The sequence below is a fragment of the Nitrosomonas sp. genome (assembly GCA_031316255.1).
In the GTDB taxonomy this organism is placed as follows: Bacteria; Pseudomonadota; Gammaproteobacteria; order Burkholderiales; family Nitrosomonadaceae; genus Nitrosomonas.
The window spans coordinates 439,799-463,878 of sequence record JALDQW010000001.1; the positions used below are offsets into that span (position 1 = coordinate 439,799).

The 24,080-nt window shown below is 45.2% G+C and carries 23 protein-coding genes and 1 tRNA gene; 7 read left to right on the forward strand and 17 right to left on the reverse strand.

Annotated elements, in window-relative coordinates; all coding sequences use genetic code 11:
* Window positions 1-38 precede the first annotated feature (38 nt).
* Window positions 39-266 carry a helix-turn-helix domain-containing protein gene (locus MRK00_02110; GenBank protein MDR4516175.1) on the forward strand — a complete coding sequence of 76 codons (228 nt, stop codon included), beginning with the start codon at window positions 39-41 and terminating at the stop codon, window positions 264-266.
* Window positions 267-737: 471 nt separating this feature from the next.
* Here MRK00_02110 and MRK00_02115 read toward each other — a convergent pair whose 3' ends face one another.
* The 16 genes from MRK00_02115 to MRK00_02190 all read right to left on the reverse strand — a co-directional run bounded on the left by MRK00_02115 (window position 738) and on the right by MRK00_02190 (window position 15,131).
* Window positions 738-1,805 (reverse strand): hypothetical protein, encoded by a 1,068-nt coding sequence (locus MRK00_02115; GenBank protein ID MDR4516176.1) that lies wholly within the window; start codon window positions 1,803-1,805, stop codon window positions 738-740.
* A gap of 86 nt (window positions 1,806-1,891) precedes the next feature.
* The gene (istB, locus tag MRK00_02120) at window positions 1,892-2,638 is read right to left on the reverse strand and encodes an IS21-like element helper ATPase IstB (GenBank protein ID MDR4516177.1); all 747 of its coding nucleotides are present in this window, start codon (window positions 2,636-2,638) and stop codon (window positions 1,892-1,894) included.
* A complete protein-coding gene (locus tag MRK00_02125) occupies window positions 2,628-3,230 on the reverse strand; it encodes a hypothetical protein (GenBank protein ID MDR4516178.1) in 603 nt (200 codons plus the stop codon). The genes istB and MRK00_02125 overlap by 11 nt, the downstream gene beginning before the upstream one ends.
* A 12-nt stretch (window positions 3,231-3,242) precedes the next feature.
* The gene (gene istA / locus MRK00_02130) at window positions 3,243-4,124 is read right to left on the reverse strand and encodes an IS21 family transposase (GenBank protein ID MDR4516179.1); all 882 of its coding nucleotides are present in this window, start codon (window positions 4,122-4,124) and stop codon (window positions 3,243-3,245) included.
* Window positions 4,125-4,198: 74 nt separating this feature from the next.
* On the reverse strand, window positions 4,199-4,426 hold the full coding sequence (locus MRK00_02135) for a hypothetical protein (protein ID MDR4516180.1): 228 nt from the start codon (window positions 4,424-4,426) through the stop codon (window positions 4,199-4,201).
* A 20-nt stretch (window positions 4,427-4,446) separates the two neighbouring features.
* Window positions 4,447-4,989, reverse strand: a complete 543-nt coding sequence (locus MRK00_02140) for a hypothetical protein (protein ID MDR4516181.1) — start codon at window positions 4,987-4,989, stop codon at window positions 4,447-4,449.
* Between the two features lie 138 nt (window positions 4,990-5,127).
* Window positions 5,128-5,556: a hypothetical protein gene (locus tag MRK00_02145; GenBank protein MDR4516182.1), complete on the reverse strand. Its 429-nt coding sequence runs from the start codon at window positions 5,554-5,556 to the stop codon at window positions 5,128-5,130.
* Window positions 5,543-6,361 (reverse strand): hypothetical protein, encoded by an 819-nt coding sequence (locus MRK00_02150; protein ID MDR4516183.1) that lies wholly within the window; start codon window positions 6,359-6,361, stop codon window positions 5,543-5,545. Before MRK00_02150 ends, MRK00_02145 begins: the two co-directional genes overlap by 14 nt.
* Window positions 6,362-7,150: 789 nt before the next feature.
* Window positions 7,151-7,226: transfer RNA gene (locus MRK00_02155), tRNA-Thr, on the reverse strand.
* A gap of 29 nt (window positions 7,227-7,255) precedes the next feature.
* Complete coding sequence (locus MRK00_02160; protein ID MDR4516184.1) at window positions 7,256-7,684, reverse strand: ClpXP protease specificity-enhancing factor; 429 nt, start codon at window positions 7,682-7,684, stop codon at window positions 7,256-7,258.
* Window positions 7,681-8,280: a glutathione S-transferase N-terminal domain-containing protein gene (locus MRK00_02165; protein ID MDR4516185.1), complete on the reverse strand. Its 600-nt coding sequence runs from the start codon at window positions 8,278-8,280 to the stop codon at window positions 7,681-7,683. The genes MRK00_02160 and MRK00_02165 overlap by 4 nt, the downstream gene beginning before the upstream one ends.
* 44 nt (window positions 8,281-8,324) lie before the next feature.
* Entirely contained in the window at window positions 8,325-9,050 is a 726-nt protein-coding gene (locus tag MRK00_02170; protein MDR4516186.1) for a cytochrome c1, read from the reverse strand.
* A complete protein-coding gene (locus MRK00_02175) occupies window positions 9,047-10,294 on the reverse strand; it encodes a cytochrome bc complex cytochrome b subunit (GenBank protein ID MDR4516187.1) in 1,248 nt (415 codons plus the stop codon). The genes MRK00_02170 and MRK00_02175 overlap by 4 nt, the downstream gene beginning before the upstream one ends.
* The gene (gene petA / locus MRK00_02180) at window positions 10,295-10,903 is read right to left on the reverse strand and encodes a ubiquinol-cytochrome c reductase iron-sulfur subunit (protein ID MDR4516188.1); all 609 of its coding nucleotides are present in this window, start codon (window positions 10,901-10,903) and stop codon (window positions 10,295-10,297) included.
* Window positions 10,904-11,288: 385 nt separating this feature from the next.
* Complete coding sequence (secA, locus tag MRK00_02185) at window positions 11,289-14,009, reverse strand: preprotein translocase subunit SecA (protein ID MDR4516189.1); 2,721 nt, start codon at window positions 14,007-14,009, stop codon at window positions 11,289-11,291.
* 204 nt (window positions 14,010-14,213) lie between these two features.
* Window positions 14,214-15,131, reverse strand: coding sequence for a M23 family metallopeptidase (locus MRK00_02190; protein MDR4516190.1), 918 nt, complete (start codon window positions 15,129-15,131; stop codon window positions 14,214-14,216).
* 31 nt (window positions 15,132-15,162) lie between these two features.
* Between MRK00_02190 and MRK00_02195 the strand changes: the two genes are divergently transcribed.
* The gene (locus tag MRK00_02195; GenBank protein MDR4516191.1) at window positions 15,163-15,633 is read left to right on the forward strand and encodes a DUF721 domain-containing protein; all 471 of its coding nucleotides are present in this window, start codon (window positions 15,163-15,165) and stop codon (window positions 15,631-15,633) included.
* Between the two features lie 122 nt (window positions 15,634-15,755).
* Here the strand turns inward: MRK00_02195 and MRK00_02200 are convergent, their stop codons facing one another.
* The gene (locus tag MRK00_02200) at window positions 15,756-17,456 is read right to left on the reverse strand and encodes a hypothetical protein (protein ID MDR4516192.1); all 1,701 of its coding nucleotides are present in this window, start codon (window positions 17,454-17,456) and stop codon (window positions 15,756-15,758) included.
* Between the two features lie 238 nt (window positions 17,457-17,694).
* Here MRK00_02200 and MRK00_02205 point away from each other — a divergent pair, with 238 nt between their 5' ends.
* The 5 genes from MRK00_02205 (at window position 17,695) to MRK00_02225 (ending at window position 23,932) form a co-directional block, all read left to right on the forward strand.
* Window positions 17,695-19,551: an RNB domain-containing ribonuclease gene (locus tag MRK00_02205; GenBank protein ID MDR4516193.1), complete on the forward strand. Its 1,857-nt coding sequence runs from the start codon at window positions 17,695-17,697 to the stop codon at window positions 19,549-19,551.
* Window positions 19,552-19,656: 105 nt separating this feature from the next.
* A complete protein-coding gene (locus MRK00_02210) occupies window positions 19,657-20,568 on the forward strand; it encodes a TonB family protein (protein MDR4516194.1) in 912 nt (303 codons plus the stop codon).
* A gap of 19 nt (window positions 20,569-20,587) precedes the next feature.
* Window positions 20,588-21,403, forward strand: a complete 816-nt coding sequence (aroE, locus tag MRK00_02215; GenBank protein ID MDR4516195.1) for a shikimate dehydrogenase — start codon at window positions 20,588-20,590, stop codon at window positions 21,401-21,403.
* A gap of 228 nt (window positions 21,404-21,631) precedes the next feature.
* Window positions 21,632-22,219 (forward strand): CBS domain-containing protein, encoded by a 588-nt coding sequence (locus MRK00_02220; GenBank protein ID MDR4516196.1) that lies wholly within the window; start codon window positions 21,632-21,634, stop codon window positions 22,217-22,219.
* Between the two features lie 732 nt (window positions 22,220-22,951).
* Window positions 22,952-23,932 carry a YafY family transcriptional regulator gene (locus tag MRK00_02225; GenBank protein ID MDR4516197.1) on the forward strand — a complete coding sequence of 327 codons (981 nt, stop codon included), beginning with the start codon at window positions 22,952-22,954 and terminating at the stop codon, window positions 23,930-23,932.
* The last annotated feature ends 148 nt before the right edge of the window (window positions 23,933-24,080 follow it).

Here is a 24,080-nt window from a genome sequence, read left to right on the forward strand (position 1 = left end):
AAATTCATGACTACTCGAGAAGCAGTGGAGTTAGAGAGATGAGTGAAACAAATTTGACCCTAAGCAAAATAATCAAGTCCGGCGAAAATATGGAAGAGGTTGATCCGGTCGTGGCCGCACAAATTATCGGCGTAAAAGTGAATACGCTTGCCTCATGGCGCTGCACAAAGAAGGAAATCATTCCTTTCTATAAAATAGGCAGCAAGATCAGGTACAAAATATCTGATTTGATCGCCTGGAAAGAAAGCAAAAGAGTGTGCCGATAATGCGTATGGGTTTACATGCGACCTGACACTTTTGGGCTTAAAGCACGATCAAACCGTACTGTCGCCATTCGGCCAAAACCAGTCTGTGGCCTGTTTCCAGTGGACGGCTGATCAACCTTTAAAAGCGAGCATTCAGTAAATCCTAACTTTTATATTTATAAGCATGAAACTTAATGAAATTAAAATCACTATTTTTTATTTTGAGGCACGAAAATAGGCTGTATGGCTGAGTGGGCATGGTTTTTCAGGGTTTTTGCAACTGGCTAACTTTTAGGTAAAAGTTAGCCAGTTTATTGGTTCAGATGTTAGGAAAAATTGGTTCAGATGTTAGGAAAATAGAGTAGGTACTACGATCGTTAACTCTCGATAGATTATGTTATCAATAGTAAACACGGGAAAATAAGTTACTCGTTTTATCTGTTTAGTCTCTTATCAGTCAAATCATCTCAAATTATGATAAGAATTTTGTATTTATCGTGCCTCGGCAAGTGTTCGCACGATGGTGAATTCTGTTAATTTTTCGCAGGCTGCGATAGCTGATCGGCCGATACGAGTCAAGTAGTATCGATAGGTTTTGGCGACACGTTTTATCAGACCCAGGATGCGCAAGCGCTTGAGATAGCGAGATAGTTTTCCATTTGAAACTGAAGGAATATGTTTCTTCAGGTCAGCTCTGCGAAGACCATGGATATTGAACTCAGGCCGTTGAATGGCACGTAACAAATTTTGTTCAGTTGCATCGAAGAAATTGAAGCCACGAACCTGAGTGCCATGATCTATTTTTGTTTCGGTCAGTTGCCGTAAGGCACGGCGTCCATTGGAGAAATCATGGAGTGAGGGTAGAAAATCAAGGTAGCGGCGATTACAGCCGAGAAGAATCTCGCGCAAATCAATGATGCTGTAAATGGATTTTTTGAGTGGGGCGAGCTCACGTGTAACAGAGCCGTCCCGGTGTTCAACCTTGCGGTGGTGTTTAAAAAAGGAAACGTCGTTGGTTGTTGTTTCAATACGCAACACACGTTTGAACTTGTCGTATATTTTGACTGATGCACTGCCCATGCGGTGCTTGATACAGGTTCCCTCAATGCGAGTGGACAAGCGAGAACCAAGTTCCTGCGCCAGTTGCGGTGTAATCTTTTTGCCAAGGAAAGAGGATACATGCTCGGCCTTCACTGCGATGACTGCTTGCCGGGATATGTCTTCAAAAAGGGGTTGCAGGACGGTATCAGAACGAAATACCAAGTCGGTTGCGTATTCGGTTTGCATGAGACTCCAGTGATAGAGTTGTTGGAATTCCTCTTGTACCGGGCAACACATTTTGGCATAACGATCCAGAATGCGGTGCAGATCATCAGGTTTGAGTTGGTCTGACAGAGACTGTGCTCTGGCAAAATCATCAATGCGAATGAATGCATTATCGGCCATCGCATAGCCAATATTGTTTGCGAGCAGCTTGTTCTCAAGCCAAGCATGACCATTACAATAAAACTGCAAGCGGAAAGGACACCAGGTGGGTACGCGCAGATAACACAGCCCCACCTCTTCGTCGATGAAGTAAAAATGTCAATCGGCATTGAAAATTTTCCAGTCATCGGCGTCGAAAAGTTTCCACCTTGCTTAGTTGGTTAATCGGTCTCTATGCATTGTTTTCGATGCTTGAAACGGTACGAATCGTTACCGGTTTCCAGGATGTCGCAATGATGTGTAATGCGGTCTAACAGTGCAGTGGTCATTTTGGCATCTCCGAAAACCTGCACCCACTCACTGAATTTCAGGTTGGTGGTTATAATGAGTGACGTACGCTCATAAAGCTGGCTGATCAAATGAAACAGTAAGGCGCCACCTGATTCCGGGAAAGGCAGATAACCCAGTTCATCGAGGATGACGGCGTCTACCTGAATGAGTCTTCTGGCCAGATTTCCGGTTTTATTCAACTGTTTTTCCTGCTCCAGCAGGTTGACCAAATCCACGACGTTATAGAATCGTATGCGTTTGCCGTGATGAATAGCGGCAACGCCCAGAGCAGTGGCCAAATGGGTTTTGCCGGTACCGGTGCCACCAATAAGGATGAGGTTATGCGCATCATCCATAAAAGCAGCCGTTGAGAGCTGTTCTATCTGTTGGCGTGAGAGCGGTGTTTCATCCCAGTCGAATTTCACCAGGTCGCGGTGGATTGGAAACTTTGCAGCCTTCATCTGGTATTTAAGGCTGCGTAGCTGGCGTTCGGCTATTTCGGCGTCGATCAGCTGGCTTAACGCAGCTTGCGGCGATACTGGCTTGCGTTGCGGCATTTCAGCGCTTAACTCAGACCAGGCTTCCGCCATGCCGTACAGATGCAGTGCTTTGAGTTGGGTGAGCAGATCAGTGGACATGGCGATTTCCCAGTAAATGATCGTAACGCTGGAAATCAGCCAGTGGTTCAGTGATTAATTGTAAGGTATCACCGGTATTCAGTGCCTTGGGACGAACCGGCTCAATCAGACGCCGGATTGCATTCTGCAGCGCACTGGCATTGACGACACCGGATTCCAATGCCAGCTCACAGGCTGTTTCGAGCGCATCAAGACCCGCTTCACGGGTCAGTAATAACAGATCAACAAAAGCACGCTCATTTTTGTCTTGCTTGCGAAGTTTCTCTCGTACGTGGTGGATTGCCTCCGGCAATTCCCAGTTCTGGAATGGCGCACCGTGCCGGATAGCGCCGGGCTTCTTCTCCAGTAAAGGTAGATAATGCCATGGGTCGCAGACCAACTGATCGCGCAGGAAACTGCGTTGATGCGTCGCAATCGTTCTACCTTCTGCCACAATGTCAAGGTGATCGGCAAATATTCTGACTGAAACCACTTGCCCAGACCATTGGGCCGGTACACTGTACTGATTCCGGTCAACACGCACCAGGCAGGTTCTGGAGACTTTCATCAGATGCTCAACATAGCCGGCAAATGGTGTTGTGATTTGACGCAATAATGATTGTTCCTACTGAAAACATTCCGCAATGGTTTGTGCAAAGTCAGGATGCTTCCTGTTAGACAGCTCATGACAACGCTGCGCCAGCCAGCGGTTCAAGTCATCCAGCGTTGCAAACTTTACGCGTGGGGTGAACAGCCATTCTCTGACATTACCGACCTGATTCTCTACCTGGCCTTTCTCCCATCCAGCAGCCGGTGTGCAAGCAACGGGTTCAAACAGATAATGATTCGCCAACGCCATAAACCGCCGGTTGAACTTCCTCTCCTTGCCGGTCAAGACCGTATCCACAATCGTCTTGGGATTGTCATAAACCATCTGCAGCGGCACGCCGCCAAAGAAAGCAAATGCACGATTATGCGCATCCATCAGCATCTCCTGCGCCTCTCTGAGATAGGCGACGACAAACATTTTGCGGCTGTAACACAAACGAAAATGCGCCACTTTGACGATTTGTTCCAGCCCAACCAGCTCAACAACTTCCTGACTCCAGTCAAATTGACAGACTTCGCCGGGTTTAAACGCCAAAGGAACAAACGCCTGCTTAGGCGTCGGCGTATCCTTGTTCTCTGCTTTCCATTGCTTTACAAAACGCCGAACACTGTCATAAGCGCCTGTATAACCTTCAATTATCAAACCTTCATATAATCGCATTGCTGTTCGACGCTGCTTTTGCGGTAGTAATGCCTCTGTTTCCAGCCAACTGGTCAATAACGCTTTAAATTCACCCAGCTTCGGCGCATATTGCGTTTGACGCCGATATTCCGGTTCAGCCTCCGTCTTTAAATGTTTCCTGACTGTAGGACGGGACAGCCCCAATGAACGGGCAATTGAACTGATTTTTTCTTTACTGACAAAATGTCGCCTTCTGATTTCGGCAATTATATCCATCTCTATCACTCCAAAGTTCTCCAGCAAAATGCCGGTAATTTATCATCTCAGAGTGGAAACTTTTCAACGCCGATTTATCCAAAATTCTGGTAAGTTTTACATGCCGATTGACAAGTAAAAATAATAATGCAAACATTTTCCAGAGGTTGGTCGAAGAAAGGTCTTATGAGTATTTTTGTCATGCTGCGTATTCCGGTGAGATTGAACAGCCATTCCGGCGGGTTGAACGCCAATTCCGGGAAATCTGTTTCGCGATAATTAAGGATAGAAAAAGGCAAACGTAAGAATTCAATATTGAGCATTATTCACCTTAAGCCTCATACTAAACGACTTCTGCAATCCCCGTAAACTCAAGGATGTATGCGAAGCAAACACCCGAAGGGTTTATCCTTGAATTTATGGGGATGGAAGAAAAAATAATTTGAGAGGCTAACAAAAATTTAGTGGAAATGTTCATTTTGAACCAGAATGGCTGTTCAGTTTGGACCAGAATATGCACATGCCAGGGTTTATAAGCAGAGCACGCTTCCATCGCCGAAAGAATGTGCACCAACCCGGGATGCTTACCACGCTGCTTGATCACTTGAGCGACCAGGTCTTCTTTACGAATATGCGATTTGTTTACATGCTCGATAGATACATTCTGTGCATCAGCTATTTCATGTGCGCATTGACGAAGGCGTTCGCGCCAGGGATCGGCAAATAACTTGGCGTAATCGAATATCCTGATATGACGGAAATTCAGAAAACTGGTCATGCCACCTGCGTAACAAGCACCCGGCAAGGCACCAGTTATAATCATTCTGTCATAGCAGGAAAGCACGCCAAGCAGGTCTGATTGATAACGTTCGGTCAGGTGTGTCATGATCAACGTCTCCTTGATAGGTTGGCTACGCAGATTTTAACTTTTTTGGTTCCGGCTTGTCCGGCTTAGGTATAGGCACTGAGCCCGCTCTCAAGAACGGTGGTAGCTTGGAAAAAACCTCCACATCCGAGAGAAACCCTATTTCTTTTCTAATCCGCCAAATAGTGTGTAAAGGATATGTGATGTGGTCATCGCATACACGGTCTCACCTACCACAAGCAGACCTTGAAATTGATCGAAATTAGCGATTCCAGTGTTAGTTGCTTTTAGATAGACAATGATCGAGATATACAACACGAACGTGATTGGCACAAAGATATACGCAAACAATGTCAAACTATCCAATTGTTTCGAATTCATGATTACGGAACTTTTCTGATCTCTAATGAAATTAAAAATCGCCATGCTGTAACCGGCAAATACGGGCAGAACAATGGCTCCAGTCGTAATAAACTCGTTATACGTGAAGCCGTTCGATAAAAAAGCCACAAACAATATAAAAAGGATGTAAGTATGTGCAATAATAAAAAAAATGCCTAAGGTTATGCGTAATTTAGTTCGTGTCACTTGCCCCCCCTTTTTTTGCTATCTCCTGCAAATTAGTTATCAAATTTTGCGTGTATCTCAATAACGGTTGATAGTATTCTCTTTCCATAGACTGATATGCACTATCGGTAGGAATTCGGTCTCCTGCTCCTGTCGCATAATACCCGTCCACGATGAGGTAGACCATCATCGCCTCAGGTTGAGGCACATAGATCAGATTTAACTTCAGATGCTCCCAGTATTTCTCGGTTATTATCACTTCGCCACGGAGCGACTTGATGCTTAGTTGGGCGCGATTTTGGTCTCTCTTTAAGATATTAACATCGGCACTCTTTTGCTCGAAGATTTTTGTAAAATAGCCAAGTAAAAAATCTAAATCTAGTTGTTCTATATGCAAGTTTGCACTTCCAGTTGGAGCGCGTGGCCGAGAGTTTTCATACATCGCTTTCCCAATTAATGCGTCGGCATCCACCGACACTAATACTAGTGACTGCCTACATGCGACCGAGATAGCAGACAACTTTCTGAAAATAGCGATCCACGCTTCTTCGTGTGTAACTTCGACATCAATCCAATAACTAACACCCGAGCCATGTAGCGAACCATTTATGGCAGAGAAACCAAACCTACCAAGAAGTGCTTCAAGCTCCTTCTCGGTTACGCTATCAGCAGGTCGTACATGAACTGTTCCTGGACTAGCAATATTATATTCGGCGCATTCGCTGTAGGATATAGCCGAAGAACTGACAAAAAGACTGAAAATTGTTGCAGCTATCAAGACATGCAGCTTTAGGCAAACTGGAAATAAAATAAAACTGTTGACCATTTGTTCTTCCCATTGAAAGAACCACTTCTCAGATTTTGGGGTGGCGCCTAAGATAATTATGGCTCTGTTGCAAGAGATAATAAAGTTAGTGCATTATCGCGTTTTTCAGGCTAATTCACAATGTCAGATTTCAAATGGAGTCATTATCAGGGTGAGCTAATATTGGGATGTGTCCGATGATACAGATTTTAACTGATACATATGTTCAAAAAGGCTATTTGAGGTCGTAATAGAGTTTCTGAGAAAAACGTCGCTAGGAAATAATTGGCATGCAGCAGAAAGGATTAATAGGGGTTAAGTTAGGATAGGTGATGTAAGAAGTTTTACAATAGCGAAAGACGCATCACACACCTTTGTTGGAGCTTGCACAGTGTGACACACTAAAACTCCTTAACTTTTATCCAATAGTTAACCAGTTTTATTGCGCTAGTCCGAGAAATAATGCATGAGGTTGACATGGGTTTGTACATTACCATCAATTTTTCAAAGGTTCAGCAATAGATCGAATTGCTGCAACAGAATCGACCGCTTATTCTTGCTATGCTGTCATTTTGCTAAATTGGGAGAGTGACTCATAAGGGTCGAAAGCTGCTATTCGTTTGCTGGTAAAGCACCATTCTCAATGAATGTATCCCGTCAGCACAAGTCAGGTACAAAATATCTAATTTGACCGCTTGGAAAGAAGGAAAAAGTGGTCTCAGTAAGGGTTACTATATTGTTGCAATGTAACCCCCGTGTAACCCCAGAAACGAAAATGGTTTGCGGATGGATTGCAAGCCATTGATTTTATGGTGCCGACACCAAGAATCGAACTCGGGACCTTCTGATTACAAATCAGCTGCTCTACCATCTGAGCTATGCCGGCTTACTTGAAACTGTACTGAGGGTTTAGGTTTACTTTACTATGCGCAATTTGGTATTGCCTTTTTTTCCAATCGTTTTTTTCTCAGGCTTCAGTTGCTTATCTAGCGTTTCGTCGATGGTTCTTGCTTTCGTTTGTTCAGCTTCAAGTTGAACTTCGGGAAATGCTATGCCTTGATTAACTTCTCTTGCGAAAATACCTTTAACGGCATCCGTAGGAAAAATTATTTCTCTTGCAACACCATTAAACCTTGCCGAGAAGCTGATTATATCATTACCGATAACAAGATTGTGTACTGCACCGAGACCAATATTAAAAATGATTTCATCATTTTTAATAATATCCGCTGGAAAGTTCATTTCCAGCGTAGCCTTGACCGATAGTAATGGCGTATACCCGCACTCGTTGCACCATTCATAGATCGAACGAACCAGGTATGGCTTTGTTGATGGAAGTTTCATTTTCGCATGACCTTCTCAGATGCAGACAACGCATCGATAAAGAGAGGTCTACTGAATAATCGTTCCGAGTATTTTAATAAAGGCGCAGCCTGTTTGGGTAATTTAATCCCATAATGCTCAAGTCGCCATAACAACGGCGCGATAGCAACATCCAGCATAGAGAACTCGTCACCCAACATGAATTTTTGTTTCTCAAATATCGGTGCAATCATTGTTAAGTTTTCAGCAACAGAAGTGCGTGCTTTTTCCGCAGCTTTGGCATCATTACTTTCAATCAAATCGATATAACAAAACAATTCCTGCTCAAAACGATACAGCAATAATCTGGCGCGCGCGCGCATCACAGGATCGGCAGGCATGAGCTGAGGATGCGGAAAACGATCATCAATATATTCATTAATAATATTTGATTCGTAAAGCACCAGATCCCGTTCGACCAGGATCGGTGCTTTTCCGTATGGACTCATGACTGCCAAGTCTTCAGGCTTGTTATTTGGATCAACATCAATGACTTCAAAGTCCATATCCTTTTCGTGCAAAACGATTCTGCAACGATGGCTATATGGGCATGTGATCGTTGAATACAAAGTCATCATAGCTATTATTCTCTAAACTTTCTTAGTTATGAAAAACTTTTCAATCAATGAATGTCTTTCCAATATTCTTTATACAACAGGTAAGTTAAACCCAGCATACCAAACAGGAAAATCATTACCAACATTCCCAAGCGCTTGCGTTCATTTGCGATTGGTTCTCCCAGGTAAACCAGATAATTCACTAAATCAGCAACATATTTATCATATTCCGATACTGTCATTGTTCCTGGTTTAACCAATTCCAGGCTTTTCACTTCTTTTCCGCCGATGGTTTGCACTACAAGCTTTTGTTCGCCTTGAAGTTCATAGAACACATGCGGCATTGCTGCTCGATCAAAGACTAAATTATTCCAACCAGGCACTGTCGTATCATCGCGATAAAATGCACGCAGATAGGTATATAACCAATCAGCACCATTCGATCTGGCTATAACAGATAGATCAGGTGGGGCAACACCAAACCATTCTTCCCCTTCTTTTTTACGCATGGCTGTCAACATCAGATCACCAGCTTTCTGCCCTGTCAGTATCAATTTCTTGAGTACCTCGGCTTCGTTATCTAGCCCAATATCGCGATGACGATTGTACCGCATGAAACTGGCGCCATGACAAGTCAGACAGTAGTTTACAAATGTTTCAGCACCACGCTGCAACGATTCATTATCACTGGAATCAATTGGCGCTTTATCTAATGGCATTCCAGGCTCTGCAGCAAATAGGGCCATCGGAACCATACACAGGACAAGTAAAAATATTTTTATTTTATTCATTTGGTTACTCTTTTAGGCTCAGGTTTTGTCTTATCTATTTTGCTATATATTGGCATCAGAACAAAGAAAGCAAAATAAATAACCGAAAAGATTTGCGCTAACAACGTATAAAAAGGAGTTGGCGGTTGTGTACCCAGCCAGCCCAATACGAAGAAACTGATAACAAACAATGTCAAAAATGTCTTAAAAATTGGTCCTTTGTAACGGATTGACTTAACTGGGCTTCTATCCAGCCATGGCAGGAAGCAGAAAACGGCAACACCTGCAACCATCAAAATCACACCCCACAACTTCGCTTCAATTCCCAGGAAATTGACAGTTACCGCACGTAACATTGAGTAATAAGGTGTGAAATACCAGACTGGTGCAATATGATCGGGTGTTTGCAATGTATTTGCCGGGATGAAGTTATTATATTCCAGAAAATAACCACCCATCTCCGGTGCAAAAAAGATAATGCCACAAAACACAATCAGAAAACCAATAACACCGAAAATATCTTTCACGGTGTAGTACGGATGGAATGGAATACCATCGACAGGGATTTTGGTTTCAGGGTTTTTGTTTTCCTTGATTTCGATACCATCAGGGTTGTTTGAACCCACTTCATGCAATGCGATGACATGTACAAATACCAATACAACAATGAGCACGGGCAAGGTCACCACATGATATGCAAAGAAACGATTGAGCGCCGCATCCGACAGCATAAAGTCGCCCAGAATCCAGTTATGCAATGTTTCGCCAATAACCGGGATGGCTTCAAACATGCTCACGATCACCTGCGCACCCCAGTAAGACATTTGTCCCCATGGCAAAATATAACCGGTAAATGCGAGACTCATTAACACGAAGAAAATAGCCATACCAATCAGCCATAACAATTCGCGTGGTTTCCGGTATGAGCCGTAGATCATGCCACGGAACATATGCAGATAAACGACCACAAAGAACATTGATGCTCCAGTAGAGTGCATATAGCGGATTAACCAGCCATATTCAACATCACGCATGATATATTCGACTGATGCAAATGCCAGACTCGAGTCAGGCTTGTAACTCATGGTCAGGAAAATACCAGTAATCAACTGGTTGACCAATACCAACAATGCCAATGAGCCAAAGAAATACCAGAAATTAAAATTCTTTGGCGCATAATATTCAGAGAGATGTGCTCTCCATGTCACTGTCATTGGAAATCGTTTATCGATCCACCCAAGAAAAGAATTTTTTTGTTCGTTCATTTATGCAGATTCCTTGCTTTCTGCCCCGATTAAAAGGACGTTATCACTTAAATACACATGTGGTGGAACCACCATATTCGTTGGTGCAGGAACGCTCTTATATACGCGGCCTGCCAAATCGAATTTCGAACCATGACACGGACAAAAGAAACCGCCCAGCCAATCAGGTCCCAGGTCTTCCGGCGCAATATCTTTCCTGAAGACCGGAGAACAACCCAAATGCGTACAAATACCTTCCACAACCAAAATTGCAGGCTTGATTGATCGGGTTCTGTTCTTGGCGTACTCCGGTTGCTGATCTTTATCTGAATTCGGATCTGCCAACTGTGGTTCAAGTTTCTCAAGCGTATCCAACATTTGCGGTGTACGATCGAGAATCCAGACTACACGCCCACGCCATTCAACCATCATCAACATTCCTGGTTCAAGTCTGGAAATATCAACCTCAACCGGTGCTCCCGCTGCTTTGGCACGTTCACTCGGCATCATGCTTTTAACAAAAGGCGTTGCGACTCCCACACACGCTACCCCTCCTGCTACAGATGTCGCAGCAACCAAGAACTTTCTTCTTCCACTCATTTCACTATTAATGCTGAAACTATCTGCCATATTTTAAAATTCCATCAATTAATTTTTTCATGCAATATCAGTTTATTGTATATGCAAAACCGTTAACAAAAATTCCTACCCGGCACTTTTCTTCAGATATCTAAACATTGAATCTTAAAAAAATGCATTTCTCAGACATCCCAACTATTTATTATTTATTAAAACTGTCTCAAGACATTTCATGATCTTTGGTTTTGTACTTAACTAAAGGCCTGCTGAAAAGGGGCTTCGGCCCTCTCTTTCCAGATTCATTCAAGGCAATTTGTTTTTCAGGACAGCCTGTTAAATAAATTGGGAATTATACCATAAGCATGATAGGGAAATAGTAAAAAACTTTCTCCCAAATTTGGATCCAACCGATTCAAAATTCAGATATGGAAAATGACTACTTAATCTTGCCGTGACAATGCTTGTATTTTTTGCCCGAACCACAAGGACACGGTTGATTGCGCCCGACTTTATCGCCCTCACGTACAAAAGGCTGTATTTTATCATCCGAACCCTGGTCACCACCCACACTATCTGCGGCAACATCATGATGATACTCAACTTTCTCGGGTGACTTCATTGTTTCGGTGACCGCTTCAACTTGCTGTTCGTTTTTAATCTGAACAGTCATCAGTATTCTAGTTACTTCAGCCTTGATTTCTTCAAGCATATTGGTAAACAGTTCGAATGCTTCGCGTTTATACTCCTGTTTAGGATTTTTTTGTGCGTAGCCACGCAAATGTATTCCGTGTCGCAAATGGTCCAATGCGGCAAGATGTTCACGCCAGTGCGCATCAATAATTTGCAACATTAACGCGCGTTCATATTGCTGCATAATTCCCGCGCCGATCTGATCGACCTTGCCCTGATAATGTTGTGCTGCAATATCAATAATCCGGTCGCACAATATTTCATCATGCAAGTCCGTTTCTTCATCCAGCCATTTCTGTATTGGCAAATGCAATTGATACTCGGACGCCAGCGCTTTTTCCAGTCCCGGCACATCCCATTGTTCCTCGACGCTTTGCAGCGGGATATGCAGACTGAACAAGCCGGTCAGCACACTTTCACGGACAGCAGTAATGGTTTCCGTAATATCATGTTCTGTTTCCAGCAATTCATTGCGCTGTTGATAAATAACGCTACGCTGATCGTTGGCCACATCATCGTAATCCAACAACTGTTTACGGATATCAAAATTTCGCGCCTCTACCTTGCGCTGCGCATTTTCGATCGCCCGCGTAACCCAGGGATGCTCAATCGCTTCACCTTCGGGCATTTTGAGACGATTCATGATACTCGCAACACGATCAGAGGCAAAAATACGCAACAAAGGATCTTCAAGCGACAAATAAAACCGGCTTGACCCTGGGTCGCCTTGTCTGCCTGAGCGGCCTCTTAACTGATTGTCAACCCGGCGCGACTCATGCCGCTCAGTAGCGATAATATGTAATCCGCCTTTTTGCAGCACATCATCATGCACCACCTGCCATTTATCATAGACATCCTTAATCCGCTTTTCTTTCTCGGCATCGCTCAGTTTTTCGTCATTTCGTATACTTTCAATTTCCGGCTCGGGATTCCCCCCTAAAACAATATCCGTCCCCCGCCCTGCCATATTGGTCGCAATGGTAATCATTTTTGGACGTCCGGCCTGAACAATGATATTGGCTTCACTGGCATGCTGCTTTGCGTTCAGCACCTGATGCGGTAATTTTGCACGATCCAGCAATTTGGACAGCAAAATGTTATTTTCAATGGATGTTGTACCAACCAGTACAGGCTGTCCACTGTCATAACATTCTCGTATTCCTTCGATCACAGCAGTATACTTTTCATCCATGGTACGAAAAACCAGATCCATGCGATCATCCCGCACCATTGCCCGATGCGTTGGAATAATCACAGTCTCGAGACCGTAGATTTGCTGAAATTCGGCGGCTTCGGTATCCGCGGTTCCAGTCATACCCGCTAATTTATGATACATGCGAAAATAATTCTGGAACGTAATCGACGCCAGTGTCTGGTTTTCCTTCTGAATGGTCACACCTTCTTTTGCCTCAACAGCCTGGTGCAACCCATCCGACCAGCGTCTGCCAGCCATCAAACGCCCGGTGAACTCATCGACAATTACGACTTCACCATTCTGCAACACATAATGCTGGTCCAGAAAATACAGCGCATGTGCGCGCAGACCGGCTGTCAAGTGATGTATCAAACTGACATTTGCCGGGTCGTACAGACTCGAACCCGATTTAAGCAGTCCGGCTTCTGCCAGCAGCTTTTCAGCATGCTCAAAGCCTTCTTCACTCAATGTCACCTGATGCGCTTTTTCATCAACACTATAATCGCCCTGCCCGTCTTCTGTTTCCTGACGGATTAATTTCGGAATCAGCTTGTTGATACGTATATAGATTTCTGTGTCGCCTTCGGCCTGACCGGAAATAATCAACGGCGTGCGCGCCTCATCAATCAGAATGGAATCGACCTCATCCACGATGGCGAAATTGAGGTGACGCTGAACACGTTCAGCCTGATGCGTAACCATATTGTCACGCAAATAATCGAAACCATACTCGTTATTAGTGCCATAGGTAATATCCGCGGCATAAGCCTTCTTTTTCTCGTCATGCGGCATATGCCCATAAATGACGCCGACACTCATACCCAGAAATTCATAGATCTTGCCCATCCAGCCTGCATCGCGTTTGGCCAGATAATCATTGACCGTCACGACATGAACACCGTGACCGGACAGTGCATTTAAATATGCCGGCAGCGTCGCTACGAGCGTTTTACCTTCACCCGTGCGCATTTCCGAAATTTTTCCATCATGCAACACCATACCGCCAATCAATTGCACGTCAAAATGGCGCATTTTCAGCACTCGCTTACCCGTTTCGCGTACTACCGCAAACGCCTCGGGCAAAATCTCATCCAGTGTCTCTCCGTCATTGATACGTTGTTTAAATTCTTCGGTTTTGGCGCGCAATTGCGCATCCGACAGTTTTTCAATTTCCTCTTCAAGTGAATTGATCACATCAACCGTTTTGGAGTACTGCTTAACAATACGGTCGTTACGGCTACCAAAAACCTTTTTAAGTAGATTTCCTAACATAACAATCTGTAATAAAAATTAATATCCGGAAAAACAAAGAGCGAGACACGATGCCTCACTCTTCTTTAGAAAAAACAACGCATACACATACGCTACACAAATCCAAGCAACTCGCTCGACTTTGAGCACATCAACATTTTCATCAACATACACAGTGTGCTTTGTCGGGTAGCGGGCGTTTAATTTCGCTTCAGCTTCAAAATATCAACCCGGTTTTTTGAGAAATCGGGATGGATTTTGCGGCACGTCTTTATGTCTGATCTCGAAATGCAAATGCGGCCCCGTTGAACGCCCGGTACTGCCTACTTCTGCAATCTTCTGCCCTTGAGTGACAATCTGACCCACTTCAACATGCAATTTTGAAGCATGGGCATAGCGGCTAATCATGTCATCACCGTGATCTATTTCGACCATCTTACCATACTCGGAATGCCTATCGGAATAAACAACTACGCCACCGGCCGCTGCACGGATGGGTGTACCCCTTTTTGCAGCAAAATCGACGCCTTCATGAAAAGCGCGTCTCCCCGTAAACGGATCGATCCTAACCCCGAATCCGGATGAATACCAATCGGTATCAACCGGCATTACGGTGGGCAATACTCTTTTTGACAATTTCTCGACTCGTATGAATGATTCCAGCGCACCCAGTCTGTCAGAGCGTTCTTCGAGCATATCGGACAATTCATGCAGTTTTCTATCGAACTCGCCAAATGAAATGGATTCCGTGTGCAAATCGGCATAAGCGCCGCCCTGACCCGGCGACTGTTCCAGCATAAAACCTTCGGGTTCCACACCGGAGGATTCGAGCAGCTGAGCACCCAACGCATCCAGGCGCAACAACTGTGCCTGCATCTTACCCAGTTTAATCGCCATAACATTTAGATCATCATGCAAATGCGATTGCATTTTCTGATGCCTTTCTTCCTGCGGACTGACAAGCAGGGCCTTTAATACCGGCGATTCTATTCGATCCGCATAGCGCAATGAGACAAAATTCAAACCAAGCGCCAATAACAGCACGGAAATTAGAAATACACCAGCCAGTACTGTAAGATGTACCTTAGTCAATACCAGTTTCTTTGCCTGAACCGATTGACTGGAAATCAAAATAATATTCATAGTGTGAACAATGGAAATTTTTTAAAAATCCATGACCTCTCAAAATATAAAGACATATCTGCGCGCCCTGGGTAAAAATCCCGAACACGCGGACTTATTTAATCGCGCCGGCCAAATCAAAAAAATGGAACGAATGTTCGCAGCGGCATCCATTATTCCCGCTCATTTAAGCAAACATTACAAACTCGGCCCATTTTCAAACGGACAGCTAACACTGCTGGCCGAAAACGCATCCGTTGCCACCAAACTTAAGCATATTTCACCTTCTCTCTTGCTTAAGATGCAAAATAAGGGATGGAAAGTATCATCAATCAAAATTATGGTTCAAAAACCTGATTGTCTCGATCATACCGCATTGCGTCAGAAAGAAGCGCTTAAATCCAGAAAACCCGGAATCAGCCACCGAGGCATCGCAAGCCTCAGCCGTTTCGCCGATACATTACCGGACTCGGAGCTCAAACACAGTATCCAGCAACTCCTTAAACATAAAGATCAAGTTTAATAGACAGTTTGTTTCGGGTTTCAAATCTTCATCCAGACAGTAGACAATTTAATCCCTTAATTCTAGATTAATTCAAAATCAATGTCATATAGTTTATTGAACCGGCAACACAATCAGTCCACTTAAAATTGTGAAGCCGTGAGCGCAACATCGGCATGCCGCCATGCGTTTTCAAACGCTTTCATTACCTCATCCGATGACTTGCCCTGCGCATTGAGACTTTGCATCAACCCGTACAAACCCCAGCCGTTTTTTGGATAATTCTTTAAATTTTCCTGATAGACCGCTTCTGCACGCGCAAAGTCTCCCGATGTGAGCAGCGCTTTACCCAATGTATGACGCGTTGAATAATACCAATACGGCGGCTCCATATATGGCAAACCGTCCTGGATGGCGACAGCATGCTCAAATGCAGAAATTGCCTGCAATTGCTTGCCCTGCGCCATGAACTGCTCGCCCGCAACCAAGAAATCGGCAATCTGCAATAGCCTGCTTGCTGGATAGTCCATTGCATCCAGCGCAGTAATGCTGGCATTCGTTTTCAATTCAATCAGTCTGGCATGTTCTGTACGCGCGGCATCGATGCGGCCAAGTCGAATATTGGCCAATGCACGCGCGTAATGCCAGATCGCAGTGGACAAAACCCGATGGGCAGGCGGCTGTGGTTCGGCAAGAATCTCATGCCATTTACCAAAACCTGTCAATGAAAGCAAAGGAATTGTTTTATAAAACTCGACTACCGGAAATTCATCAACCAGTTCTTCCGATATACTTTCAGCCACTTTGTGCGCTGTTTCAAATGCATCCCGGCTGCGCCCCTCCATGCTGTACGCCGCCCACAAGAAATGAAGATTATGCGGATAATATGCCGCAGGATAGAAGCCGCCAGCATTGCACGCTGCAATATACGCCTCATCAACGGCAGCAGCTTTCATATTCGCCTTTGCGGCATCGCTATAGCGCCCAACGCGCCAATATGTATGCGAAGGCATATGAACGAGATGGCCAGCGCCCGGAACCAGATCCAGTAATACATCCGCCGCCTGCTCAGCCCTGCCTGGATTCGATGACGATTCAACTGCATGAATATAAAGATGAATACCGAGTGGATGCCGTGACGACCGTTCGAGCACATTTTCAAGAACCTTGATCAATTCAGCGGTCAGCGCCTTGGGTGTATCCGGGTCGAGCCAGTAATCCCAAGGCATTAAATTCATCATGGACTCCGCGTATAAGCTCGCCGCATCATCATCAACCGGATATTTCCGGGAAAGATCGCGCATGGCTTCCATGTAGGCTTGATCGAGTTGATCGCGTGTCGTCGACAGATCACCGTTATACCGCGTCGCCAGCGCATCAATATAATCCCCTTCTTTTTCGCTGGCATGGTGTTTGAGCGCAACCGCCTTTTGAATCGCGGCAAAAGCCTGCACACGCGCCTCATCTGCCATTACAACTTTGCCATGATGGGTAACATTGATATTCGGCCCCAATGCCAACGCTTCTCCCCAATAACACATTGCACAGCGGTCGTCGAGTTTCTGCGCTGCGTGAAACGCACGCACGGATTCCGCATGGTTATATGCAAAGCTCAAAACAAGCGCCTGATTAAAATAACGTTGCGCACCCGGATTCCGCGTCGAAATCGCATGATGGTACGCTCCCATTCCGCTTAACAAAGGAACGCCGGTTTCTTGCTCCCATTCTCGGGTGTGTGGTAAAAAGTTATCGCCTGACTGCGTTGACTGCAAGGTCTGCTGTGCGCACCCGGTCAACAACACTGCAATACAGAACAATATCAAGCTTACTCGATATAAATCCATACCCCCTCCACCGATTTATTCATTACAATGAGCAACCGTCAGAAAATAACAAATTGTTTTGTTGTCTTTTCCATGCCAATTCATTTCACTCGTATATAATCAGTATAAAAGGGTTTCATCAGATTCTCAAAACAAATGCAATACTCAAATTTATTACCCTGCTTTGAACATGCTTAATGTAAAGCAACTTCTTGAACAATTATCTATCCAAGTTAATTTATAAAAATCATCTAATTTTATGAATGTTTTTTATGAAGAATCCGGTAGTTTCAAGGTCGGGACAATCCTGGCTGACAATACCACTTCATTACAAGTAGAGGCGGCACATGGAAAACGCTCAAAAATAAAGGCGTCGTCTGTGCTGCTCCGATTTGAAACGCCAGCATTGATCGAGTTTATGGAGAAAGCCCATGAGATCGCGGATGAACTGGATCCCGATTTTCTCTGGGAATGCTGTGTACAAGACACCGAATTTGAAAGCGACGTTCTGGCAACAGAATATTTCGGGCACAACCCTGATCCGGTAGAGGCCGCAGCGACATTGATCTTGCTGCACAATGCGCCGATGTATTTTTACAAAAAAGGCAAAGGCCGATACAAAGCCGCACCGCCGGATGCGCTCAAGGCGGCTATTGCCAGTCAGGAAAGAAAACGCGCTCAGGCTGAAGTTAAAGCGCGATATATCGAGCAACTGAGTAACACCACCCTTCCGGAAGAATTCAATCCCATTATCACCAATTTGCTGTACAACCCCGATAAAAACACAATCGAGTGGAAGGCGCTGGAAGAAGCATGCGCGCTAATGAAATTGTCGCCACCCGGACTACTCGAAAAATGCGGGGCAATCCCATCGTCACATGACTATCATTTCAATCAATTTCTCTGGGAACATTTTCCCAACGGAACCGGGTTTAGTGATGCGGATAAGCAACAGGATTTAAATGACTGGAACGATTTGCCGGTTGCCGAAGTTTCCGCTTACAGTATCGATGACGCTTCCACCACAGAAATCGACGACGCTTTCTCGATTACACCGTTGAAACTGGGCAGCTTCCGTATCGGCATTCATATCGCAGCGCCCGCATTGGGCATACAACCGGATTCGCCCTTGGACAAAACTGTATCCGAACGTTTGTCAACAGTTTATGTGCCCGGCAGGAAAATAACCATGTTGCCTGACACCGCCATTCAGCATTACACATTAAGTGAGAATAGAATCTGTCCAGCAGTTTCACTGTATCTGGATGTCGCGGATGACTATACCGTCACCCGCATTGAGAGCCGTATCGAAAAAATAAAAATTGCGAAAAATCTGCGTCATGAAACACTGGAAACATATTTTAATGAAAATACCCTGACACAAGATGATTCAAATCATCCATTTATAGCGGAGTTGCGCATTTTATGGCATTTTGCCTGCAAAATGGAAGCATTACGCGGCAAAGCCAACGATTCCAATAATGACAAAACTGATTACAGCTTCGATGTCGAGAATGACCACGTCACCATTAAGGAACGCAGGCGCGGTTCGCCCATAGACAAAGTTGTGTCCGAGCTGATGATTTACGCCAACACAGAATGGGGCAGGCAGCTTGCTGAAGCCGGGATCGCCGGTATTTATCGCAATCAAAGTAACGGCAAGGTAAAAATGAGTACTTCCCCGGCGCCGCATCAGGGGCTTGGTGTTGCACAATACGCATGGATCAGCTCACCGATGCGCCGTTATGTAGACTTAATCAACCAGTGGCAACTCATCGCAATGATCAATGGAGAAGCGCCACCTTATACCCGTGACAGCGAAAATTTGCTAATCGCAATGCGGGATTTTGAAAATGCACATAGCATTTACGGTGATTTCCAGCGTTCAATGGAACACTATTGGTGTCTGCGTTGGTTAATACAAGAAAACATACAGACCATCAATGCACTGGTGATTAAAGAAAATCTCGTCAAGTTTGATCATATGCCGTTGATAATGCGGATACCTTCCCTGCCCAACATGACACCGGATTCCTATGTAAAACTGGAAATCCAGAATATCGACTTGCTGGATCGCACCTTGCGCGCAAAATTTGTCGAAAAGCTGGAATCATGAGTATCGTATCCAATAGCATGTATGATTTTGGTTAATTTATGTGACAAGTTTTGAGTTGTTGCCTAAAATAGTGCAGATTTAAATTCACCTTCAAGGTTTCAATCTTTGTCAGTCGCTATACACAACGAATTATCGGTGGTCAGCTTTGAGCGCAAGCAAACGCGCCGTCTGGTAAACGCCATGCTGTTTTCGTTAATACTGCATCTCACCATTTTATTTGGCGTAACATTTAAATTCCCGACACCCGATTTCGACAAAATCGCCACATCACTGGAAGTTGTGCTGATCAACAGTAAAACCAAACTGGCGCCAACCGACACCCAGTTACTCGCGCAAGCAAATCTTGATGGCGGCGGTAATATCGACGAAGACCGTCGCGCCAAGACACCTTTCCCGTTAATACCAAAAAGTAAACCCGTCAGGGATACCATTGCAGCGGAAGAAAAGGTCAAGCAACTGGAACAGGAAACGCAAAAACTAATGACAGCTTTGCAAAGTGAAGAAAGTATTCAACAGACTGACACAAATCAGAACCAACCCGAGAAACAAATCTCAACACCGGACCTGAATTCAACCGATTTACTCCAGCGCAGCCTGGATATTGCGCGCCTGAAAGCACAAATTGCAGAGGATCATGATGCCTATCAGAAACGGCCTAAACGCAGATTTGTCGGTGCGCGCACCACTGAATACCGCTTTGCACGTTATGTTGAAGACTGGCGCCTCAAAGTGGAGCGTATTGGCAACCTGAATTATCCGGAAGATGCCAAAAGAGAAAAAATTTATGGAAACCTGCAGTTGACTGTTGGCATTCGCGCCGACGGCAGTCTTGAATCCATTGGCATTAACCGGTCATCCGGCTTCAAAATTCTCGACGACGCCGCCATCCGCATAGTCAGGCTCGCGGGTAAAAACGGTTTTGCGCCGTTCCCACCGGACATCAGCCGGGATACGGATATTCTGCATATTACCCGCACCTGGGTTTTCGCACGTTCAGATACCCTGGTCAGCCAATAAACGAACTTCTTTATCAACAATGACAGACCGTTACGCCGTCGTCGGCAACCCCATCGCGCACAGCAAATCACCGCTGATACACACCGCATTCGCCGAACAAACCCGGCAAGATCTGCAATACGAAGCAATTCTGGCGTCATTGGATGGCTTTGAGGCAACGGTGAACGATTTTTTTCGGCAAGGCGGCAAAGGTATGAATGTCACCGTACCGTTCAAACTGGAAGCCTACCAGCTCGCAACACAGCTGACGGAACGCGCCGACATTGCCCAGGCGGTCAATACGCTCAAATTCGAAAACAACGGGATTCTGGGAGACAACACTGACGGCGCGGGACTGGTTCGAGACATCACCGTTAACCTAAACGTCACGGTTACCGGAAAACGTATCCTGCTGATGGGCGCCGGCGGCGCTGCGCGCGGTGTCATATTGCCGCTGCTGCAACAAAAACCCGCCATCCTCGCCATTACAAACCGTACGCCGCAAAAAGCTCTGGACTTAAAAAACCAGTTTACCCAGTATGGCCTAATCGCCGGCGGCGATTACAATCAATTTTCCGGTCAAAGTTTTGACATTATCATCAACGCAACATCGGCCAGTCTTAACAATGCACTGCCTGAATTGCCCTCTGGAATTTTTGCAGCCGGCGCGCTTGCCTATGACATGATGTACAGCGCCGATCCCACACGATTTCTAAAATATGCTTCACAACAGGGTGCAAAGCACCTGGCCGACGGCATCGGCATGCTGGTCGAACAGGCGGCTGAATCGTTTTATCTGTGGAGAGGCATAAGACCGGAAACCAAAGACATCATCACTCACATGAAGTCTAACTGACTGATTTATGGTCGTATTAACCCTCCTGGTTTTGACGACTGCGTTCACCATTTGATGCCAGAAAGTCGCAAATCAGTACTTTTTCGAATTTGTCTTGATTTAAATCAAAAAAGATTGACCCCTTATTTCTATCGGCGTAGAGTGCGAAATGAAGCTTGAAAATGATTAATGCACTCTGGTTTTATCTTATTGATGGTCTCAGTTATTCATTGACAAAGGAGGATTATCATGACCGATTATCATGTGCTTCCGGCACAACGCTTGTCTGGCGCAGTCCGAGTTTTCAAGTCAGCACCCGCCAAACGCGTCACCCTTGAATCGCCCGCTTTCGACATTATGACCGATTTGCGCCATAGCCATGTGGCAACTATCGAACCGCAAGCCAGTATCGAATGGGCCAACGACTATATGAAACAGCGCGGCGTTCGTTCGTTATTCGTGCTCAACGGCGACCACATGCTGCAAGGCGTCATCACCGCCACCGACATTCTTGGCGAAAAACCAATGCGCTTTAATCAGGACCGGCACATCAAACACAGTGAAATCATGGTTTCAGACATCATGACGCCATTGAACAACCTGGAAGCAATTTCGATTGATGAAGTTCAGCGTGCAAAGGTAGGACATGTCATCGCCAGTCTGCGCGATGCCGGACGTCAGCACACGCTGGTCATGGATCGAAACAGTGATGGCGGCGTGAATATCTGCGGCATTTTCTCGCTGACACAAATCGAGAAACAATTGGGACAAGCCATCCCACTTACCGAAGTAGCAAAAACTTTTGCCGAGATTGAAGCAACTGTAGTTTCCGGTTAAACGGACAGACTAATAACTCCTGCAACAGAATTATCATCATTAAAGCCTTCTCCCACAGGGAGAAGGCAATCAACCACGAAGCGCGATAATTCTTCGGCCTTGTTCAATCACTCTGCTGAACTGCACCGCCTTGCCAGCTCTGTTCTCCAAATGTCGCAACGACGCTTGGCTATAGCAGAAACAGATACAACCATTCCAGATACATCATTGCAAAAAAGAGCAACGGCGCCATGATATAAGGAAGTGAATCACTATTGAACAACTTGTGAAAATACTTTTTTAATGTATGCCTAAAATTTTGCTGCGAAATTTTGTTACGAATCGGTTTATCGGTTTTTTTTGAAATGTTTATTTTAAAACGTAGTGTGGGCATTTTCGGATAAAAAATCTATATCAGTACTAGTATTAAACGTAAAAGTGATTTTTGATTTTGTTATCGGCAACAATATCACGAGACTGAACCGGTCAAATCAAAAGTAACAGGTCATTATTTCGATCTGTTTAAAAACGATTTTCAGCCACAAAATTTTTCCCCAATATGTATAAATTCTGAGACAGGATCCAAACAGAAAACTGAAATAATCTCTACTGCATTCAGGTCATTCAGTTGCTGGACAAAGCAATTACATCAATGATAGATTGATCATCCCGGAAAGACTGCCAGAATACCGAATCGCAACCCGTTTACCCACAGGCAGAACCGATCATTTCACAACGGAAGCAATTCACACAATGAATAGTTTTCAGCGGATTTATCAACTGCATCGCATCCTGGCCTCGCGCCGCCTGCCAGTAGCGCGTAAAGTGCTTGAAGAACGCCTCGAATGCTCCCGCGCCACGATATTACGCACCATTGAAACATTGCGGAATACGTTCAATGCACCGCTGGAATATAACCGTGAGCGAAACGGCTATTATTACGAAATCCGGGGTGGCTGTGCATTCGAACTGCCCGGCGTCTGGTTCGACGCTGATGAACTGTATGCATTGCTCACCGCACAGCATCTGCTGGAGCATATCCAGCCGGGTCTGCTGGGCGTCCAACTCCAGCCGATCAAGGACAAACTCGAGAAAATTCTCGCGGCGCAAAGCCTGAACAACTGGGAAATCGCCAGCCGTGTCCGCATCTTGAGCATGATGGGGCGGAATAAAACCGTTTTGCATTTTCAACACGTTGCCAGTGCTTTGCTGCAACGCCAACAACTCGAAATTGCCTATTTCAGTCGCGGCAACGGCGAACAAACAAACCGTACCGTATCACCACAGCGTCTCACGCATTATCGCGACAACTGGTATCTTGATGCCTGGTGCCATAAACGCGGAGCGCTAAGAAGCTTTGCACTCGAATGCATCAAGAAGGCTACGCCAGTTGAAGTCGCTGCACGAGACATCAGCGAAGCCGAATTGGACGAACATTTTGCGACCAGCTACGGCATTTTCGCCGGTAAGGCCAGCCAGACCGCAGTGCTGCGCTTCACCGTCGAACGCGCCCGCTGGGTTGCCGACGAACAATGGCACCCGCAACAGCAAGAAACATTCCTCCCGGATGGCCGCTATGAACTGCACATTCCCTACGCCAACGAAACCGAGCTGATCATGGACATCCTCAAACACGGTTCAGCAGTCGAGGTCATTTCCCCGGCATCGCTGCGCCAAATCATCATAAAAAATCTGAACGAAATGCAAAAAATTTATACAGATGGAAAAAAATAGCGGGACAGTATCGGTTTTTGAGCCTGTGACAATGGATAATAAAACCATGTATTTTTGAAAAGGGGAAATCATGTCACGGCGCACATTTTTAAAATCAATTACTGCTTTACTGGGTGGGCTGGCCCTTCCTGCCATCACACAGGCGAAG